Origin of the sequence: Ornithinibacter aureus (assembly GCF_009858245.1) — a bacterium.
In the GTDB taxonomy this organism is placed as follows: domain Bacteria; phylum Actinomycetota; class Actinomycetes; order Actinomycetales; family Dermatophilaceae; genus Fodinibacter; species Fodinibacter aureus.
Map to the genome: position 1 here is coordinate 3,367,178 of NZ_VMSB01000001.1, position 16,804 is coordinate 3,383,981.

The 16,804-nt window shown below is 71.1% G+C and carries 15 protein-coding genes; 7 read left to right on the top strand and 8 right to left on the bottom strand.

Annotated elements, in window-relative coordinates:
• Position 1: 1 nt before the first annotated feature.
• The 7 genes from C8E84_RS16100 to C8E84_RS16130 form a co-directional block, all read right to left on the bottom strand.
• Complete coding sequence (locus tag C8E84_RS16100; protein WP_159903742.1) at positions 2 to 1,147, bottom strand: DUF7847 domain-containing protein; 1,146 nt, start codon at positions 1,145 to 1,147, stop codon at positions 2 to 4.
• A 32-nt stretch (positions 1,148 to 1,179) separates the two neighbouring features.
• On the bottom strand, positions 1,180 to 1,839 hold the full coding sequence (locus tag C8E84_RS16105) for a uridine kinase family protein (RefSeq protein WP_246196988.1): 660 nt from the start codon (positions 1,837 to 1,839) through the stop codon (positions 1,180 to 1,182).
• Between the two features lie 34 nt (positions 1,840 to 1,873).
• Entirely contained in the window at positions 1,874 to 2,797 is a 924-nt protein-coding gene (locus tag C8E84_RS16110) for an aldehyde dehydrogenase family protein (RefSeq protein WP_159903744.1), read from the bottom strand.
• Entirely contained in the window at positions 2,794 to 4,284 is a 1,491-nt protein-coding gene (locus C8E84_RS16115) for an aldehyde dehydrogenase family protein (RefSeq protein WP_159903746.1), read from the bottom strand. The genes C8E84_RS16110 and C8E84_RS16115 overlap by 4 nt, the downstream gene beginning before the upstream one ends.
• Before the next feature lie 31 nt (positions 4,285 to 4,315).
• Complete coding sequence (deoC, locus tag C8E84_RS16120) at positions 4,316 to 5,305, bottom strand: deoxyribose-phosphate aldolase (RefSeq protein ID WP_159903748.1); 990 nt, start codon at positions 5,303 to 5,305, stop codon at positions 4,316 to 4,318.
• Between the two features lie 113 nt (positions 5,306 to 5,418).
• Positions 5,419 to 7,104 carry a phospho-sugar mutase gene (locus tag C8E84_RS16125; protein WP_211675634.1) on the bottom strand — a complete coding sequence of 562 codons (1,686 nt, stop codon included), beginning with the start codon at positions 7,102 to 7,104 and terminating at the stop codon, positions 5,419 to 5,421.
• 7 nt (positions 7,105 to 7,111) lie between these two features.
• Positions 7,112 to 7,951, bottom strand: a complete 840-nt coding sequence (locus C8E84_RS16130; protein WP_246196989.1) for a purine-nucleoside phosphorylase — start codon at positions 7,949 to 7,951, stop codon at positions 7,112 to 7,114.
• Positions 7,952 to 8,090: 139 nt separating this feature from the next.
• On the opposite strand from C8E84_RS16130, the gene C8E84_RS16135 reads away from it, so the two are divergent.
• From C8E84_RS16135 to C8E84_RS16155, 5 genes are all read left to right on the top strand, one after another.
• Positions 8,091 to 8,669 (top strand): fasciclin domain-containing protein, encoded by a 579-nt coding sequence (locus tag C8E84_RS16135; RefSeq protein WP_159903750.1) that lies wholly within the window; start codon positions 8,091 to 8,093, stop codon positions 8,667 to 8,669.
• A gap of 393 nt (positions 8,670 to 9,062) precedes the next feature.
• A complete protein-coding gene (locus C8E84_RS16140; protein ID WP_159901161.1) occupies positions 9,063 to 10,361 on the top strand; it encodes an IS256 family transposase in 1,299 nt (432 codons plus the stop codon).
• 86 nt (positions 10,362 to 10,447) lie between these two features.
• Complete coding sequence (locus tag C8E84_RS16145; RefSeq protein WP_159903752.1) at positions 10,448 to 10,759, top strand: hypothetical protein; 312 nt, start codon at positions 10,448 to 10,450, stop codon at positions 10,757 to 10,759.
• Between the two features lie 114 nt (positions 10,760 to 10,873).
• Positions 10,874 to 12,295 (top strand): NAD(P)H-quinone dehydrogenase, encoded by a 1,422-nt coding sequence (locus C8E84_RS16150; RefSeq protein WP_159903754.1) that lies wholly within the window; start codon positions 10,874 to 10,876, stop codon positions 12,293 to 12,295.
• A gap of 165 nt (positions 12,296 to 12,460) precedes the next feature.
• The gene (locus C8E84_RS16155) at positions 12,461 to 12,709 is read left to right on the top strand and encodes an Rv0909 family putative TA system antitoxin (protein WP_159903756.1); all 249 of its coding nucleotides are present in this window, start codon (positions 12,461 to 12,463) and stop codon (positions 12,707 to 12,709) included.
• A gap of 123 nt (positions 12,710 to 12,832) precedes the next feature.
• Here C8E84_RS16155 and C8E84_RS16160 read toward each other — a convergent pair whose 3' ends face one another.
• Positions 12,833 to 14,614, bottom strand: coding sequence for an acetyl/propionyl/methylcrotonyl-CoA carboxylase subunit alpha (locus C8E84_RS16160; protein WP_159903758.1), 1,782 nt, complete (start codon positions 14,612 to 14,614; stop codon positions 12,833 to 12,835).
• A gap of 311 nt (positions 14,615 to 14,925) precedes the next feature.
• Here C8E84_RS16160 and C8E84_RS16165 point away from each other — a divergent pair, with 311 nt between their 5' ends.
• Positions 14,926 to 16,203 carry a DUF2157 domain-containing protein gene (locus C8E84_RS16165; protein WP_159903760.1) on the top strand — a complete coding sequence of 426 codons (1,278 nt, stop codon included), beginning with the start codon at positions 14,926 to 14,928 and terminating at the stop codon, positions 16,201 to 16,203.
• The gene (locus tag C8E84_RS16170; RefSeq protein ID WP_159903762.1) at positions 16,200 to 16,778 is read left to right on the top strand and encodes a GDYXXLXY domain-containing protein; all 579 of its coding nucleotides are present in this window, start codon (positions 16,200 to 16,202) and stop codon (positions 16,776 to 16,778) included. Before C8E84_RS16165 ends, C8E84_RS16170 begins: the two co-directional genes overlap by 4 nt.
• Positions 16,779 to 16,804 lie beyond the last annotated feature (26 nt).

Consider the following 16,804-nt stretch of genomic DNA (forward strand, 5'->3'; position numbering starts at 1 on the left):
CTCAGCGGTCCTGGACGGCGCTGGGCCACGGGGGCGGCCCACCGTGCTGGGCGGTGTGGATGAGCTGGACGTCCAGCCCTTCCCGGCGGATGCGCTGGTCGATCGTCAGCAATGCGTCGACACCTGCCGAGAACGGCGTGGTGAGGACTGCGCCGATGATGCTCGCGAAACCGGTCAGGATCGCCTGCCACATGAAGGCCTGGGACTCCCCGCCGAGAGCGAAGATCGCGAGCACCCCGACGAGCGTGATCGGGATGAGCACGATCTGCGCCGCCATACCGACGAGGAAGCTCGTGAGGAGGCGGATCCCGAGGATCCGCCAGAACGGCGTGCCGGACGTCAGACGCCACGACCGTGCGAACGCATTGAGGGCACCACGACCTTCGAGGACGATGACCGAGGTGACGAAGGCCGTGCGCGTCCAGAGGAAGAGGTAGGCGACGACCAGCAGCAGGCCCGCGACGAACAGCAGGATGCCGGTGAGCGGCGTAAAGCCCTGGCTCACGATGAGCGCGATGGGGGCACCGAGGATCGCGGCGACGACGACGAGGGCACCGACGAAGGTGAGGAGCACTGCACCCGCGAGCGCCGGGAGGCGCCGCTTCGTGCCGTCCCAGGTCTCACCCATCCCGACCTTGCGCCCCAGGACCGCCTGACCGATGACGTAGGCGAGGAACCCGGTGAGGGCGATCGAGGCGAGGACCGACCCGACGTTGGGCAGGTAGGTGCCGATGAGGCCGTAGACCCCGGCCTCGTCACTGTCGAAGCCGACCGTCTCCTGGTTGGCCACCCACGCGCCGAGCGCCGTGAAGGGGATGAGGCAGACGAGGGCGGTCAGCAGGGCCAGGCCCATCGTCGCCGCGACGTTGCCGCGAACGGCCTTGGTCACGGCGCCGTAGACGTCGCCGAGGCCCAGAGGGCGCAACGGGATGATCCCGGGCCGGAACTCCAGGCCCGCATAGGCCGGCGGTGGTGCGGCATACCCCGATGATGGGGAGGCGTACCCGGGCGGTGGTGCGGCATACCCCGGTGGTGGGGGGGCGTACCCGGGAGGGGGAGTCGGGTACGACGGCGGTGCCGTGGGGTCAGGGCGCGTCGGCTCCGGAGGCGGCGTCGAGCCCGGTGCCACCCATGGATTCTCCGTCATCGTGCGTCCCCTCCGTCACCCATCGGATCACCCTAGACGACGCCGCTGACGTCCCTTCTCAACTGGCGCTCGACCTCGGTGGCGCGGGCGGGCAGGGCGCCGAGGTCGGTCTGGCGGCGCACGATCTCGGGTTCGGCCCGCATGAGGGCCAGGCCACGGCGCACGAGCGTGATCGGGGGCTTGCGACGCTCCTTGAGGTCGCGAGCCAGGCGTCGCACGAAGGTCACCGACGGCCGGTGGTGCACGCACCACGCGCTGTGCAGGATGCCGACCGACTCCAGCCGCGCGACGACCTCGGCGGCGAAGATGCCCTCGGCGAGGACGAGGTCGTCCGGGGCGGCCGTGAGCTCGCGCTGGCCCACGGCGCGGCTGGTGGAGATGTCGTAGTCGGGGGTGTCGGTGCGGCCGGTGTCGACGAGCTCGAGGAGCGCTGCGAGGGCGCGGTCGGCATCCCAGCTGTCAGGGTGGTCCCAGTCGACGATGCCGAGCTCCTCACTGCGGGGCAGGGCCGGGTCGTCGAGGTCGCGGTAGAAGTCGTCGAGCCGGAAGATCGGCCACCCGTGGGTGCTGTTCAGGCGCGACGCCAGGCGCGACTTGCCCGATCCGCTCGGCCCGGCGAGCACGACCACGCGCTGGCGGGACGGTGAGCCCGAGGATCCGGAGGCAGAGGAGGTCGTCGGATCGTGGGCCACGGGTGGTCAGTCTAGGACCATCCCCCGCTCGAGGTCAGCGGCCCTTGGGGTGCCAGACCGTCTTGGTCTCCAGGAACGCGGTCAGGCGGGACAGGTCGGGGGTGGCCGAGAAGTCGGGCTCCACCGCTTGCGCCCCGCTGCCGCCCGGGCGCAGCACCCGCTTGAGGTTCTCGGCGGCCGCAGCCTCGAGGGCGCCCCACTCCACGCCCTCGGCACCAGCAGCACCGGTGAGGTCGATGGCGTTGACGTCGCGGTGCGAGGCCAGCCACGGGGCCATCTCCCCGGTGCGCCCGGTGATGAGGTTGACCACCCCACCCGGCACGTCGGAGGTCGCCAGGCACTCGGCCAACGTGATGGCCGGAAGTGGCCGCGACTCACTGGTCAGCGCGACGGCGGTGTTGCCCGACACGATGACCGGCGCCACCACCGACACCAGCCCGAGCAGGCTCGAACCCTGCGGCGCCAGCACGGCCACCACACCGGTCGCCTCAGGGGCCGAGATGTCGAAGTACGGACCTGCGACGGGGTTGAGCCCGCCGAGCACCTGGGTGAACTTGTCGGCCCACCCGGCGTACCAGACCCACCGGTCGATGGCCGCGCTGACGGTGGCCTCGGCCGCGGCGGGGGACAGTCCCTCGCTGTCACGCACGTCCTGCACGAGCTGCGCCCGTCGGGACTCCATGACCTCGGCCACCCGGTAGAGCACCTGGCCGCGGTTGTATGCCGTGGCCCCCACCCAGCCCGGCTGCGCCTTGCGAGCCGCGACGACGGCATCCCGGGCGTCCTTGCGCGAACCCATGGCGGCGTTGGCGAGGAACCTGGGTTCACGCCCCGCCGCCCCGCGACCCGAGCCGGATGCCGTGGAGTACACCTCGTAGGACCGCCCGCTCTCGCTGCGGGGGAACTTCCCGCCGATGTAGAGCTTGTACGTCTTGCGAACATCCACCCGCGCGCTCACTTGCTCGCTCCCTTCGATCGGGCCGCTTCGCTGGCCCGTTCGAGGGGGCCGGCCGTCGTGACGTAGGCCTCGAGCCCGTGGCGGCCACCCTCGCGGCCGTAGCCCGACTCCTTGTAGCCGCCGAACGGCGACGTCGGGTCGAACTTGTTGAACGTGTTGGCCCACACCACGCCGGCGCGCAGCTGGTCGGCCATCCACAGGATGCGGCTGCCCTTCTCGGTCCACACCCCGGCAGAGAGCCCGTAGGGGGTGTTGTTCGCCTTGGCGACGGCCTCGGCGGGCGTGCGGAAGGTGAGCACCGAGACGACCGGCCCGAAGATCTCCTCCTGGGCGATGCGGTGCGTCTGGCTGACCCCGCTGAACACGGTCGGGCGGAACCAGAAGCCGTTGGTCGGCAGCTCGCAGCCGGAGTCCCAGCGCTGCGCGCCCTCGGCCTCACCGATCGCGACCATCTCCTCGATGCGGTCGAGCTGCTTGCGGCTGTTGATGGCGCCGACGTCGGTGTTCTTGTCCATCGGGTCCCCGACGCGCAGGGTCGCGAGGCGGCGCTTGAGCCGCCGGTCGAGGTCCTCGGCGATGTTCTCCTGCACCAGAATTCGGCTTCCGGCGCAGCACACGTGGCCCTGGTTGAAGAAGATGCCGTTGACGATGCCCTCGACCGCCTGGTCGATGGGGGCGTCGTCGAAGATGATGTTCGCCGCCTTGCCGCCGAGCTCGAGGGTGGCGCGCTTGCGGGTGCCGGCGATCGAGCGGGCGATCATCTTGCCCACGGCCGTCGACCCGGTGAAGGCGAGCTTGTCGATGCCGGGGTGGTCGACGATCGCCTGACCGGTCGCGCCCGCACCGGTGACGATGTTGACGACACCGGGCGGCAGGTCGGCCTGCTGGCAGACCTCGGCGAAGAGCAGCGCCGTCAGCGGCGTTGTCTCGGCCGGCTTGAGCACGACGGTGTTGCCGCAGGCCAGGGCCGGGGCGACCTTCCACGCGAGCATCAGCATGGGGAAGTTCCACGGCACGATCTGGCCGACGACCCCGACCGGGCGCGGGTTCGGGCCGAGCGAGGCGTGGTCGAGCTTGTCGGCCCAGCCCGCGTGGTAGAAGAAGTGCGCCGCCGCCAGCGGCAGGTCGACGTCGCGCGACTCCTTGATCGGCTTGCCGTTGTCGAGGGTCTCGAGCACGGCGAACTCCCGAGCCCGCTCCTGCAGGATCCTCGCGATGCGGAACAGGTACTTGCCGCGGTCGGCACCACTCATCCGCGACCAGACGCGGGTGTATGCCGTGCGCGCGGCCGCCACCGCGGCATCCACGTCGTCGGTGCTCGCCTCGGAGACCTCCGCGAGCACCTCCTCGGTGGCCGGGTTGACGGTCTTGAACGGGGTGCCGCCGGTGGCGGGCACGAACTGACCGCCGATGAACAGGCCGTAGCTGCTCGCGATGTCGACGACGGCGGCCGACTCGGGTGCCGGTGCGTACTCGAAGGGAGACATGGGTTTCGGTCCTTTGGGCGCGTCGAGGGGGTCAGTACAGGCTGGGGGAGTCGTCGGCGACGTAGTCGCCCCCCGAGTAGGCGCCGGTGTGCATCCGCTGGCGCTGGAGGATGAGGTCGTTGAGCAGGCTCGACGCACCGAAGCGGAACCACTCGTTGGTCAGCCACGCCTCGCCGGCGACCTCGCTGACCGCGACGAGGAACTTGATGGCGTCCTTGCTGGTGCGGATGCCGCCCGCGGGCTTCACGCCGACCATCTCACCGGTGGTGTCGTGCCAGTCGCGCACGGCCTGGAGCATGACGAGGGTGACGGGCAGCGTCGCGGCGGGGGAGATCTTGCCGGTCGAGGTCTTGATGAAGTCGCCGCCGGCGAGCATCGACAGCCACGAGGCGCGACGCACGTTGTCATAGGTCACGAGCTCGCCGGTCTCCATGATCACCTTGAGCCGGGCGCTGCCGCAGGCCTGCTTGACCTCGGCGATCTCGCGGAAGACGGTGAGGTAGTCGCCGCTGAGGAACGCGCCGCGGTCGATGACCATGTCGATCTCGTCGGCGCCGGCCTCGACGGCGTCACGGGTGTCGGCCAGCTTGACCGGCATGCTCGCCCGCCCGCTCGGGAACGCCGTGGCGACGGCTGCGACGTTGATGGGCGCACCACCGAGGGCGTCCTTGGCGACGGCCACCATGTCGCCGTACACGCACAGGGCCGCAGGCCGTGGGGTGCTCATGTCGGTGGGGTCGGGCACCAGGGCCTTGGCCGCGAGGCCGCGGACCTTGCCCGGGGTGTCGGCGCCCTCGAGGGTCGTGAGGTCGATCATCGAGATGGCGGTGTCGATGGCCCACGCCTTGCTCGTCGTCTTGATCGAACGGGTGCCGAGCGCGGCGGCCCTGGCCTCGCAGCCGACCTGGTCAACCCCGGGCAGGCCGTGCAGCCAGCTGGTGAGGGCCTGGTTGGTCAGCCGGGACACCCCGAGCAGGTCGCGGGCGCGGGCGGTGGGGTCGACGTCGGTGGCGGTGCTCACCTGCGGAGTCTACGGCGGGTCTCAGCCCGAGTGGGCCCGTCGAGAGGAGGCAACACGCAGGAGACGGCGCCTTACGGCCTGCGTGTTGCCTCCTCTCGATCTGGGGACGAGGGTCAGAGGCGGGTCGCGGCCTCCAGGTCGGCCCGGATGCCGGCCAGCCGGCTCCCAGCGCGGGTCCGGGCGGTCTTGACCTCCTCCTCGGCGCCGACCGGCTCGATGACCTCGAGGTAGACCTTGAGCTTGGGCTCGGTGCCCGAGGGGCGCACGATGATCCGTGACTCGTCGGCCAGGTAGTAGCGCAGTCCCTCGGTCGGGGGTAGGCCACCGTCACCCTGGGCGAGGTCGTCGGCCCGGGCGACGTCGACCCCGGCCACCGAGGTCAGCGGGGTGGCGCGCAGTCGCGCCATGATCTCGCCGATGAGCGAGAGGTCCTCGACGCGCACCGAGAAGGCGTCGGTGGCGTGCACCCCGTGGGCTCGGGCGAGGTCGTCGAGCAGGTCGTCGACGCTGCGGCCCCGGGCCTTCAGTCCCGCGGCCAGCTCGGCGAAGAGCAGCGCGGCGCTGACGCCGTCCTTGTCGCGCACCTGTGCCGGGTCGACGCAGTAGCCCAGTGCCTCCTCGTAGCCGTAGCGCAGCCCGGGCACCCGGGAGATCCACTTGAAGCCGGTGAGCGTCTCCTCGTGACGCACCCCGGCCGCCCGGCACATCGCGGAGAGCAGTCGCGAGGAGACGATCGAGTTGGCGAACACGCACTCCGCCGAGTCGGGCAGCACCCCGGCAGTGGCGCCCTTGGCGAGCAGGTGCGCGCCGAGCAGGGCGCCGACCTCGTCACCGCGCAGCATCCGCCAGCCCCCGGGCCCCGGCACCGCGGCCGCGCAGCGGTCGGCGTCCGGGTCGTTGGCGATGACGACGTCGGGCCCGGTCTGCTCCGCGAGCTCGATGGCGACGTCGATCGCGCCCGGCTCCTCGGGGTTGGGGAAGGACACCGTCGGGAAGGCCGGGTCGGGTTGGGCCTGGCTCTCCACGATGTTCGGCGCCGCGAACCCGGCCCGCTCGAACGCGGCCAGCACGGTCTCCGTGCCGACCCCGTGCAGCGCGGTGTGCACGACCGACAGCTGCGCTGCGGCGCCGTGCTCGACCACGGCGGCGGCGTCGCGCAGGTAGTCCTGCCACACGTCGTCGCCAAGGGTCTCCCAGCCGTCGTCGGCCCGGGCCACATCCGACACCGACGAGACCTGCGCGATCTGCTCGGCGATGAGGGCGTCGACCGGCGAGACGATCTGTGACCCGTCGCCGAGGTAGACCTTGTAGCCGTTGTCCTGCGGGGGGTTGTGCGAGGCGGTGACCATCACACCGGCATCCGCACCGAGCCAGCGGATCGCGTAGGCGAGCACCGGGGTGGGCATGGTGCGGTTGAGGATCGCGGCCCGCCCACCGGCGGCGACGACGACGGCCGCGGTGTCGCGGGCGAAGACGTCGGAGTTCGTGCGGGCGTCGAAGCCCACGACGACGAACGGCTCGGGGTTCAGCGTTCTCAGGTAGGCCGTGAGCCCGGCGGCCGCCCGGATCACCACGGCCCGGTTCATCCTGTTGTTGCCCCCACCGAGCTTCGCGCGCAGCCCGGCCGTGCCGAACTCGAGCATCCCGGCCATGGCGTCGGCCAGCTCCGCGGCCGCGCCCTCGTCGCCGCCCCCAGCCGCGTCGGCGAGGCCGGCGAGCTCGTCGCGCGTCACGGCGTCCGGGTCATCGGCCGCCCAGGCGCGGGCGGCGGCGAGCAGGTCGGTCAGGTGAGCGCTCACGGCATCCTCAGATCTTGGCGACGACGGCGGCGAGGAGTCGACCACAGCGCTGCGCGGCCTCGCGGCCGGCCTCGAGGACCTCTTCGTGGTTGAGCGGCGTCTTCGAGATGCCGGCAGCCGGGTTGGTCACGAGCGAGATGCCGAGCACCTCGAGCCCGCTCTGGCGGGCGGCGATCGCCTCGAGCGAGGTCGACATGCCGACGAGGTCACCGCCGAGGATGCCGGCCATGCGCACCTCCGCGGGGGTCTCGTAGTGCGGCCCCCGGAACTGTACGTAGACGCCTTCCTTGAGGTCGGGGTCGATCTCCTTGGCGAGGGCGCGCAGCCGGGGGGAGTACACGTCGGTGAGGTCGACGAAGTTCGCGCCCTCGATGGGGGAGGTCGCGGTGAGGTTGATGTGGTCGCTGATGAGCACGGGGGTGCCCGGCGCCCACTCCTCGCGCAGCCCTCCGCACCCGTTGGTGATGACGACGGTGCGGCAGCCGGCGGCGGCGGCGGTGCGGATGCCGTGCACGACCGCGCGCACGCCGTGACCCTCGTAGTAGTGGGTGCGGGTGCCGTAGACCAGCGCGCGGCGACCCGTGTCGCCGATGGCGACCGAGCGCATGACGCCCGAGTGGCCGGCGACGGCCGCCTTGGCGAACCCGGGGACGTCGGCGTTGTCGATCGTCGTGAGGGTCTCGCCGATGAGGTCACCGGTCTGGCCCCAGCCGGAGCCCAGGACCAGGGCGACGTCGTGCGATGCCACCCCGGTGCGCTCGCGGATGACCGCGGCGGCGGCGTCGGCGACGGCGAACGGGTCGGTCGCGGGGTCGGACAGGGCGTGGGCGGCGGCGTTGTCGGTCACGCTGCGCAGCGTACCGACCCGAGCCCATCTGCACCTACGTCAAAACTTTGTCGAAGAAGGTGCATCCACGCCCGGGGTCCCCGCGGAAGAAGGGGTGTCAGACCAACCCAGAGCTTCACCCCCCGAAAGGACTCCTCCGATGCGACGCATCCTTCCCGTGGCCGCCGTCCTGGCCCTCGCCCTGACCACCGCCGCCTGTGGGAGCGACGAGGCCGAGCCCGCAGCCTCCAGCGCTTCCGCGGCCGCCACCACCGAGGCGCCCTCCCCGTCGCCGAGCGAGACCATGGCGGCGTCCGACATCGTCGACACCGCGGTCGCGGCCGGCGACTTCACGACCCTGGCTGCCGCCCTGACGGCTGCCGAGCTCGTCGACACCCTCAAGGGCACCGGCCCGTTCACGGTGTTCGCCCCGACCGACGCCGCCTTCGAGAAGCTGCCGGCCGGCACGGTCGACACCCTCCTGAAGGACCCCAAGGGTGACCTGACCCAGATCCTCACCTACCACGTCGTGCCCGGCAAGGTCATGGCCGCTGACGTCGTCAAGCTCGACGGCCAGAAGGTCGCGACCGTCCAGGGCGGCGAGCTGACCGTCAACGTCGACGGCGACAAGGTCTCGCTGACCGACGTGGCCGGCAACACCGTCAACGTGACGGCGACCGACGTCGAGGCAAGCAACGGCGTCATCCACGTCATCGACACCGTCCTGATGCCCCAGTGACCCCCTGAGGCCCAGTGACCCCTGAGTTCACCGCAGTACCTGCCTGAGCGGATGCCGGGCACAGCGAGAGCCGCTGTGTCCGGCATCCCCATGTTTCTGCATGCAGTGTCACGATCGTGGCTCGGGCTTCCGGGTGATGATTCGGCCGCGCCCACCGAGGAATGTCGCGCCGGACACCGCGACCACCGGTGCTGAGTGATCCGCTGTTGCATCAGCGTGCATGCCCCTCTACTGTGTCGAGCATCTTGAGGGCAAGCGGCGAGCAATGATCAGAACCTGTGGATGGGCCTCGGCGAGGTGTCGTGAAGAGGGCGTACCTCCCGAGCAAGATCTGAAGCCCATGCAAGTCTGATCAGGGTCGGCGTTGGCGCGCCGGCTCGGGAAGGTACGCCCATGCTCAAGGTAGTCCACGAGGAGAACGAGTCGCACGAGAAGGGCACCGGGTGTGGCGGGTCGTTGCTCGACCAGGTCGTGCGTGATGGTGCCCGGCAGCTGCTCGCGGTGGCGTTGCAGGCCGAGGTTGCCGCGTACATCGAGGCCCACGCGCACGAGCGTGATGAGGCCGGTCGGCGGTTGGTGGTCCGTAACGGGTTCCACGAGCCGCGGGAGGTGACCACCGCTGCTGGGGCGGTGCCGGTGCGGGCGCCGCGGGTCAACGACAGGCGGGTCGATGAGGTCAGCGGGCAGCGGGTCCGGTTCTCCTCGGCGATCCTGCCGGCGTGGGCGCGCAAGTCCCCGCAGGTGGCGGAGGTGTTGCCGCTGTTGTACCTACACGGGCTGTCGAGCTTGGATTTCGCGCCGGCGTTGACGCAGTTCCTGGGCACCGGCCACGGGCTGTCGCCGACGACGATCACGAGGTTGACCAAGGCCTGGCAGGACGAGGCCAGGGCGTTCAACCAACGCTCCTTGGCTGAGGTCGACTACGTGTACGTGTGGGTCGACGGGATCCACCTCAAGGTCCGCCTCGAGCAGGACAAGGTGTGTCTGCTGGTGATGATCGGGGTGCGCGCTGACGGCACCAAGGAGCTCATCGCCCTGGACGACGGGCACCGCGAGTCCACCGAGTCGTGGGCGGACCTGCTGCGCTCGTGCCAGCGGCGCGGGATGAGGGCACCGGTGCTCGCGGTCGGCGATGGGGCGTTGGGGTTCTGGGCCGCGGTGCGGCAGGTGTTCCCGGGCACCCGTGAGCAGCGCTGCTGGTTCCACAAGATCGCCAACGTCCTCAACTGCCTCCCGAAGTCGGCGCAGCCGGGCGCGAAGGCCGCCCTCGCGGAGATCTGGAACGCCGAAGACCGTGAACATGCCGCCGCGGCGGCGAGGGCGTTCGCGGCGCAGTACGGGGTCAAGTGGCCCAAGGCGGCCGCGAAGATCATCGATGACCTCGACGTGCTGCTGGCGTTCTTCGACTTCCCCGCCGAGCACTGGGTCCACCTGCGCACGACGAACCCGATCGAGTCGACGTTCGCGACCGTGCGGCTGCGTCAGCGGGTCACCAAGGGCCCTGGCTCGCGCGCTGCTGGGGTCGCGATGGCGTTCAAGCTGATCCAGGCCGCGCAGGCCCGGTGGCGGGCGGTCAACGCGCCCCATCTCGTCGCGCTCGTGCGAGCCGGAGCCACCTTCGAGCGAGGGATCCTCGTCGAACGACCCGAAGACACGAGCCTCGAATCAGGAGGTGATCAGCAAGTCGCGTGACACGCCGATCCACAGGTCTTGACTATTGCTCGCAAGCGGCCGCAAACCGCGGTTCAGGCGCTCCCAATGACTCTGGGGAGGAAGTCATGACTCGTCGTACCTTGGCGCCCGTTGCCGCGCTCGCGTGCCTCATCGGCGTGTGGCCCGCGATGGCGCACGCAGCAATCTACGAGGCTCGCATGTACGCGATGGCGTGCGCGCCAGACAAGACAGTCAAGTTGATCAGTGATTCCCCCGGCGCGACATCGGGCAACTGGGTTGACTCCGCGAACGTCACACATTGGTGGAGCCCGCGGCCTGCTGGCGTGCAGTCGATCTATACGAACAAGCGCTCTGTGAAGAGCGCCACGGTGACGGGCAACTCGACGATCCGGTCCTTCACGTACAAGTGCGTGTAACGAGCCCACGGCCCCGATGACACGGCGCGACGAGCCGTTGCCCACCTACGCCTGATGTGAGGCACGGGCGCTGGACGGAGCCGCTCGCCGCAGCCCGTTCTCCGCAGTGGTTGGATGGGTTCCGTGAACGCACGGTCGAGCAAGGTCGTCATCCTCGGTGGAGGTCCCGGCGGGTACGAAGCCGCCCTGGTCGCGGCCCAGCTCGGGGCCGACGTCACGATCGTCGAGCGCGACGGCATCGGCGGGGCCGCCGTGCTCACCGACTGCGTGCCGAGCAAGGCGCTCATCTCCACCGCCGACTACATGAGCGACTTCGAGACCGCCCACGGGCTGGGCGTCAACCTCGAGGACTCCGAGGGCGACGAGGTGTCGGATGCCGTCGCCGACCTCTTCGAGGTCAACCGGCGGGTGCGTGCGCTGGCCGCCGCCCAGAGCGCCGACATCTCGACCCGGCTGGCCGAGGTCGGGGTGCGCCACGTCGCCGGCACGGCATCCCTCACCTCGCCCACGTCGGTGCGGGTCGAGGGCGCCGACGGTGCCGAGGGTGCCGAGGACCTCGCTGCCGACGTCGTGCTCGTCGCGACGGGCGCCACCCCGCGCGTCATGGACACCGCCCGCCCCGACGGCGAGCGCATCCTCACCTGGCAGCAGATCTACGACCTGGAGACGCTGCCCGAGCGGCTCGTGGTCGTCGGGTCCGGTGTCACGGGTGCCGAGCTGGCACAGGCCTACCTCGGCCTCGGGTCGCAGGTCGTGCTCGTGTCCTCGCGGGAGCGGGTGCTGCCCGGCGAGGACCCGGATGCCGCCACGGTCATCGAGGACGTGTTCCGTCGCCGGGGCATGGAGGTGCTGTCGCGCTCGCGGATGGCCGCGGTGGAGCGCACGGATGCCAGCGTGCGGGTGACCCTGGAGGACGGTCGCGTGGTCGAGGGGTCGCACGCGCTGCTCGCAGTGGGGTCGACCCCCCTGACGCGGGGGATCGGGCTCGAGGAGGTCGGGGTCGAGCTGTCCCCGTCGGGGCACGTCGTCGTCGACAAGGTGTCGCGGACCTCGGTGCGCGGTGTCTACGCGGCCGGTGACTGCACGGGGGTGCTGCCGCTGGCGTCGGTCGCCGCGGCCCAGGGGCGCACGGCGATGGCGCACGCCCTCGGTGACGCCGTGGCGCCGCTGCCGTTGCACTACGTCAGCGCCAACATCTTCACCGACCCCGAGATCGCGACCGTCGGGGTGTCGCACGCCGACGTCGAGAGCGGCCGGGTGCGCGCCGACGTCATCACGCTGCCGCTCGCGCGCAACCCGCGCGCGAAGATGCTCGGCATCACCGACGGGTTCGTCAAGCTCTTCGCCCACCGGGGTTCGGGGCTGGTGTTGGGTGGTGTCGTTGTGGCACCGCGTGCCTCCGAGCTGATCTTCCCGGTGACCCTGGCCGTGCAGCACCGGCTCAACGTCGACCAGGTGGCCTCGACCTTCACGGTGTACCCGTCGCTGTCGGGGTCGATCGCCGAGGCGGCCCGCCGCCTGCACGTCACCTACTGACTGACCCCCTCCCTGCGCGCAGTCAGGTGCACCCGTCCCACTCAAGGCTGTGCTCGGCACTGAGTCGGAATCCTCCTGACGCCGCGGGCGTCTGGGGAACCTCGGCGGGTGATCATGGGTTGACCCCACAGACCCTGTGACCCCGATCCACCCAGGAGGACACCCATGGCACGTCGTGCGATCAAGCTGGCGGCGCTCATCACCGTGGCCCAACAGGCCCGCGAGTACGCCCAGAAGAACCCCGCTCAGGTCAATGCGGCGCTGGGCCGTTTGGAGGACACCGTGCGCAGCAGGCTTCACCCGAAGTACTCGGCACACGTCGGCAAGGGCAGCCAAGCGCTGCGGTCCGGGCTCGGCATCGCCTCGGCCCCGCCACGGGCTGGACGGGTGCAGGAGACCCCGCCGCAGTCCTGACCCCAGTGCACCTGCTTCACACCAGAGGGTTCACCTTTGCGCCACATCCGTTGTGGTGTCGAGGTGAACCTTCTGGCATCGGGCGAGAAAGTTCTCGCGGCCGGATGTGGGGTGGGCGCCGGGTCAGGCGTTCTTGATCTCGCAGAGCACGGCACCGTTGGACACCGTGGCGCCGACCTCTGCCGACAGGCCGGTGACGACACCAGCCCGGTGAGCGGTGATCGGCTGCTCCATCTTCATCGCCTCGAGCACCACGACGAGGTCACCTGCCGCGACCGTGGCGCCCTCCTCGACCGCGATCTTGACGATGGTGCCCTGCATCGGAGCGGTGAGGGAGTCGCCGGATGCCGCGGCACCCGCCTTCGCGCCCGTGGACCGCTTCGGCGCCTTCTTGCGGGCACCGTGCCCGCCGTGGCCGGCGCCGCCACCGAGGGACAGGCCAGCGGGCAGGGAGACCTCGAGCCGCTTCCCGCCCACCTCGACGACGATGCTCTGGCGGTCCTGCGCCTCGGGGGCGTCAGCGGAGCCGCCGGAGTAGGCCTCGATGGTGTTGTCGAACTCGGTCTCGATCCAGCGGGTGTGGATCGTGAACTTCTCGTCCGGGTCGGCCGGGGCGAAGGCCGGGTCGGCGACGACGGCGCGGTGGAAGGGCGTGACGGTCGGCATGCCCTCGATGACGAGCTCGTCGAGCGCACGGCGGGCCCGGGCCAGGGCCTGCGTGCGGGTGCGGCCGGTGACGATGAGCTTGGCGATCATCGAGTCGAACGCGCCTGCCACGGTGTCGCCCTCGAGCAGGCCGGAGTCCCAGCGGACCCCGGGGCCCTGCGGGACGCGCATCGTCGTGACGGTGCCCGGCGCCGGGAGGAAGCCGCGACCGGCATCCTCGCCGTTGATGCGGAACTCGATGGAGTGTGCGTGCGGCTCGGGGTCTGGGTAGGTCAGGGCCTCACCGTCGGCGATGCGGAACTGCTCGCGCACCAGGTCGATGCCGGTGACCTCCTCGGAGACCGGGTGCTCGACCTGCAGGCGGGTGTTGACCTCGAGGAAGGAGATGTCGCCCTGCGGCCCGACGAGGAACTCGCAGGTGCCGGCGCCGACGTACCCGGCGCGGCGCAGGATCTCCTTGGAGGCGCGAACGAGCTCGGTGTGCTGCTCGTCGGTGACGAACGGGGCCGGGGCCTCTTCGACGAGCTTCTGGTTGCGCCGCTGGAGCGAGCAGTCGCGGGTGGAGACGACGACGACGTTGCCGTGCTGGTCGGCCAGGCACTGGGTCTCGACGTGGCGGGGGTGGTCCAGGAAGCGCTCGACGAAGCACTCGCCGCGACCGAAGGCCGTGACGGCCTCACGCACCGCCGACTCGAACAGCTCCGGGATCTCCTCGAGGGTGCGGGCGACCTTCAGCCCGCGGCCGCCGCCGCCGTAGGCCGCCTTGATGGCGACGGGCAGCCCGTGCTGCTTCGCGAACTCGACGACCTCGTCGGGGCCCTCGACGGGGTCGGGCGTGCCGGGAACGAGTGGCGCGTTGGCCGCGAGGGCGATGTGGCGTGCCTTGACCTTGTCGCCGAGGCTGTCGATGGCCTCGGGGCCGGGCCCGATCCACACCAGACCGGCGTCGATGACCTTCTGCGCGAAGCCGGCGTTCTCGGCGAGGAACCCGTAGCCGGGGTGCACGGCATCCGCGCCCGCCTGGTGGGCGACCTCGATCAGCTTGTCCTGGAGCAGGTAGGAGTCGCCGGGCGTCGTGCCCCCGAGGGCGTAGGCCTCGTCGGCCACCTTGACGTGCAGTGCGTCGCGGTCGGGCTCGGCGTACACGGCGACGGACGCGATCCCGTGGTCGGTGCAGGCGCGGGCGATGCGGACGGCGATCTCACCGCGGTTGGCGATGAGGACTTTGCTGATGGCCATGCTTCGGACTCTAGCGTGACCAGCGGCGCGATCGACCGGTGGTGGGGCGCCGCTCGTGCTGCGGTGTGACGTACTCCACGAGCGGTCGTCCCCGACGTCGAAACGGTCGTCCCGGACGTCGAGAGGAGGCAACACGCGCAGCGTCGAGCCCACCCCTGCGTGTTGCCTCCCCTCGACGAGGGCTCGACAGCCTCGCCGGGCGCAGACGCCACGTGCGGGTGAGTGTCCGAGCTCATGGCGCCTCCGCGCCGGGCAGGAGGACGATGAAGGTGCACCACCTTAGGTGATGGACCAACGACGAGGAGCCCGCGATGACCGCGCCGCCCACCATCCCCCCGGACGCACCTGCTGGTTCGCCCGGTCAGCCCGGTCCGCCGGGCCCCACCCCTCACACCCCCGTCGTCGTCACCGCGACCCCCCGTCAGCTGCACTGGCTGGAGGGCCAACTGGCCCACTGGCAGTCCGAAGGGCTCGTCGACCCGGTTGCCGCCTCGGCCATCCGCAACCGCTACGTCGCGAGCCGGCGCTTCACCCTCTCGCACATCGTCCTCACCCTCGGGGCCTGCTTCGTCGGGCTCGGCCTGATCTGGCTCGTCGCGTCGAACCTGGACCAGATGTCGCCGCTCGTGCGCTTCCTGCTCATGGTGGTGATCTGGCTGGGGCTCATCGGTGCCGCCGAGGTGCTCGCCGCGCGCCGCGAGCGCGAGGGCGACACGGCATCCCCCGTCGTGGGCGCGGTGCGCCTGCTCGCCGCGGGTGCCTTCGGGGCCGTGGTGTTCCAGGCGGCGCAGAGCCTGCAGGTTCCGGCGTTCGAGCCGATCCTCGTCGGGGTGTGGGGTCTGGGCGCCGTGCTGTGGGCGTATGCCGTCCGAGGGCTGGCGCCCCTCGTTCTCGGCATCGGTCTGATCGCCTTCTGGTTCCTCTGGCAGGTCATGAGTGGCGGGGAGGGCGCCTTCGCCGTCTCGACCGCCCTCGCGGTCGCTGCCCTGGCCGGGGTCTCGATCGGGGTGGTGCACAACATCCTCGGCTGGCGAGACTTCGCCCTGCCGTGGCGCGAGATCGGGGCGGCGCTGGGCCTGGTGGCGTTGTTCATCGCCGCGTTTCCGTTCGCCTGGGGTGAGGCTGCGGGCAGCATCGCGCTGTGGCTCGGCCTCGCGGTCGCGGGCGGTCTCGCCGTGCTGGCCCTGGCGCGCGGAGGCCGCATCGACCGGTTCGAGGTGGCCCTGTCGGCGCTGGCGCTGGCCCTGACGATCGCGCTGTCGCTGTGGCGCTTCGACCAGGACGTCATGGACACGGCCAACCTGCCGCCCGGGGCGTGGGCACGTGCCGTCTTCGCCGTCGTCGCCTACCTGCTCGTCGCGAGCGGGTATGCCGTGCTCGGCGGGATGCGGGACGCGAGCCGCCTCACGTGGCTGGCGACCGGGGCCCTGGTCATCTTCGTGACCGTTCAGGCATTCGCCGTGTTCGCTCCGATCGTGTCGGGTGCGGCGCTGTTCCTCATCGTCGGCCTCGTCCTGCTCGGCACCGGCATCCTCGCCGACCGGGGCCGGCGACGGCTCGTGAGCGAGACCAAGGAGGCCCTGTCATGACCACCATCGAGACCGGCATCCGACCCGATCCGGCGCAGCAGCCGCTGCCCCCGACGGGGCGCAGCCGAAACGGGCACCTCGCCCGGGTCGTGGGGGTGGTGCTGACCAGTCTGGCGCTGCTCGCCGTCGCTCTCTGGCCGCAGCTGTCGGCGCGGTTCACCGGCGACGAGGTCGTGCTGCGGGTGCAGCCCGTCGACCCGATCGACCCCTTCCGCGGTGCCTACGTCGACCTCGACTACCCCGACCTGCCCCGCCAGCAGTTCGACGAGGGCAACCCGCTCACCGAGGAGGAGCAGCAGGCCCTGGACGCCGCGCGCGGCACCGCCTACGTGCCGCTGCGGCAGCAGGGCGAGGTCTGGGTCGGTGGCGAGATCGTGCGCACGGCGCCGACCGACGGGCTCTACCTGACCTGTGACGACTCCAGCTGGCGGTTGCGCTGTGGCATCGAGAGCTGGTTCCTGCCGCAGGGCGAGGCCAGGGCGCTCGAGGATGCCGTTCGCGACGGTCGCGCGGTGGCCACGGTTCGCGTCGACGGGTCGGGGCACGCCGCCCTGGTCGACGTGGAGACCCGCTGACCTGAACGGCTGGTGTCCCCGGGGCC

Coding starts and splice junctions, on each gene's coding strand:
- C8E84_RS16140 (WP_159901161.1), top strand. CDS start 9,063: ATGCTCAAGGTAGTCCACGAGGAGAACGAGTCGCACGAGAAGGGCACC.
- C8E84_RS16165 (WP_159903760.1), top strand. CDS start 14,926: ATGACCGCGCCGCCCACCATCCCCCCGGACGCACCTGCTGGTTCGCCC.
- C8E84_RS16160 (WP_159903758.1), bottom strand. CDS start 14,614: ATGGCCATCAGCAAAGTCCTCATCGCCAACCGCGGTGAGATCGCCGTC.
- C8E84_RS16170 (WP_159903762.1), top strand. CDS start 16,200: ATGACCACCATCGAGACCGGCATCCGACCCGATCCGGCGCAGCAGCCG.
- C8E84_RS16150 (WP_159903754.1), top strand. CDS start 10,874: ATGGGTTCCGTGAACGCACGGTCGAGCAAGGTCGTCATCCTCGGTGGA.
- C8E84_RS16100 (WP_159903742.1), bottom strand. CDS start 1,147: ATGACGGAGAATCCATGGGTGGCACCGGGCTCGACGCCGCCTCCGGAG.
- C8E84_RS16155 (WP_159903756.1), top strand. CDS start 12,461: ATGGCACGTCGTGCGATCAAGCTGGCGGCGCTCATCACCGTGGCCCAA.
- C8E84_RS16115 (WP_159903746.1), bottom strand. CDS start 4,284: ATGTCTCCCTTCGAGTACGCACCGGCACCCGAGTCGGCCGCCGTCGTC.
- C8E84_RS16135 (WP_159903750.1), top strand. CDS start 8,091: ATGCGACGCATCCTTCCCGTGGCCGCCGTCCTGGCCCTCGCCCTGACC.
- C8E84_RS16145 (WP_159903752.1), top strand. CDS start 10,448: ATGACTCGTCGTACCTTGGCGCCCGTTGCCGCGCTCGCGTGCCTCATC.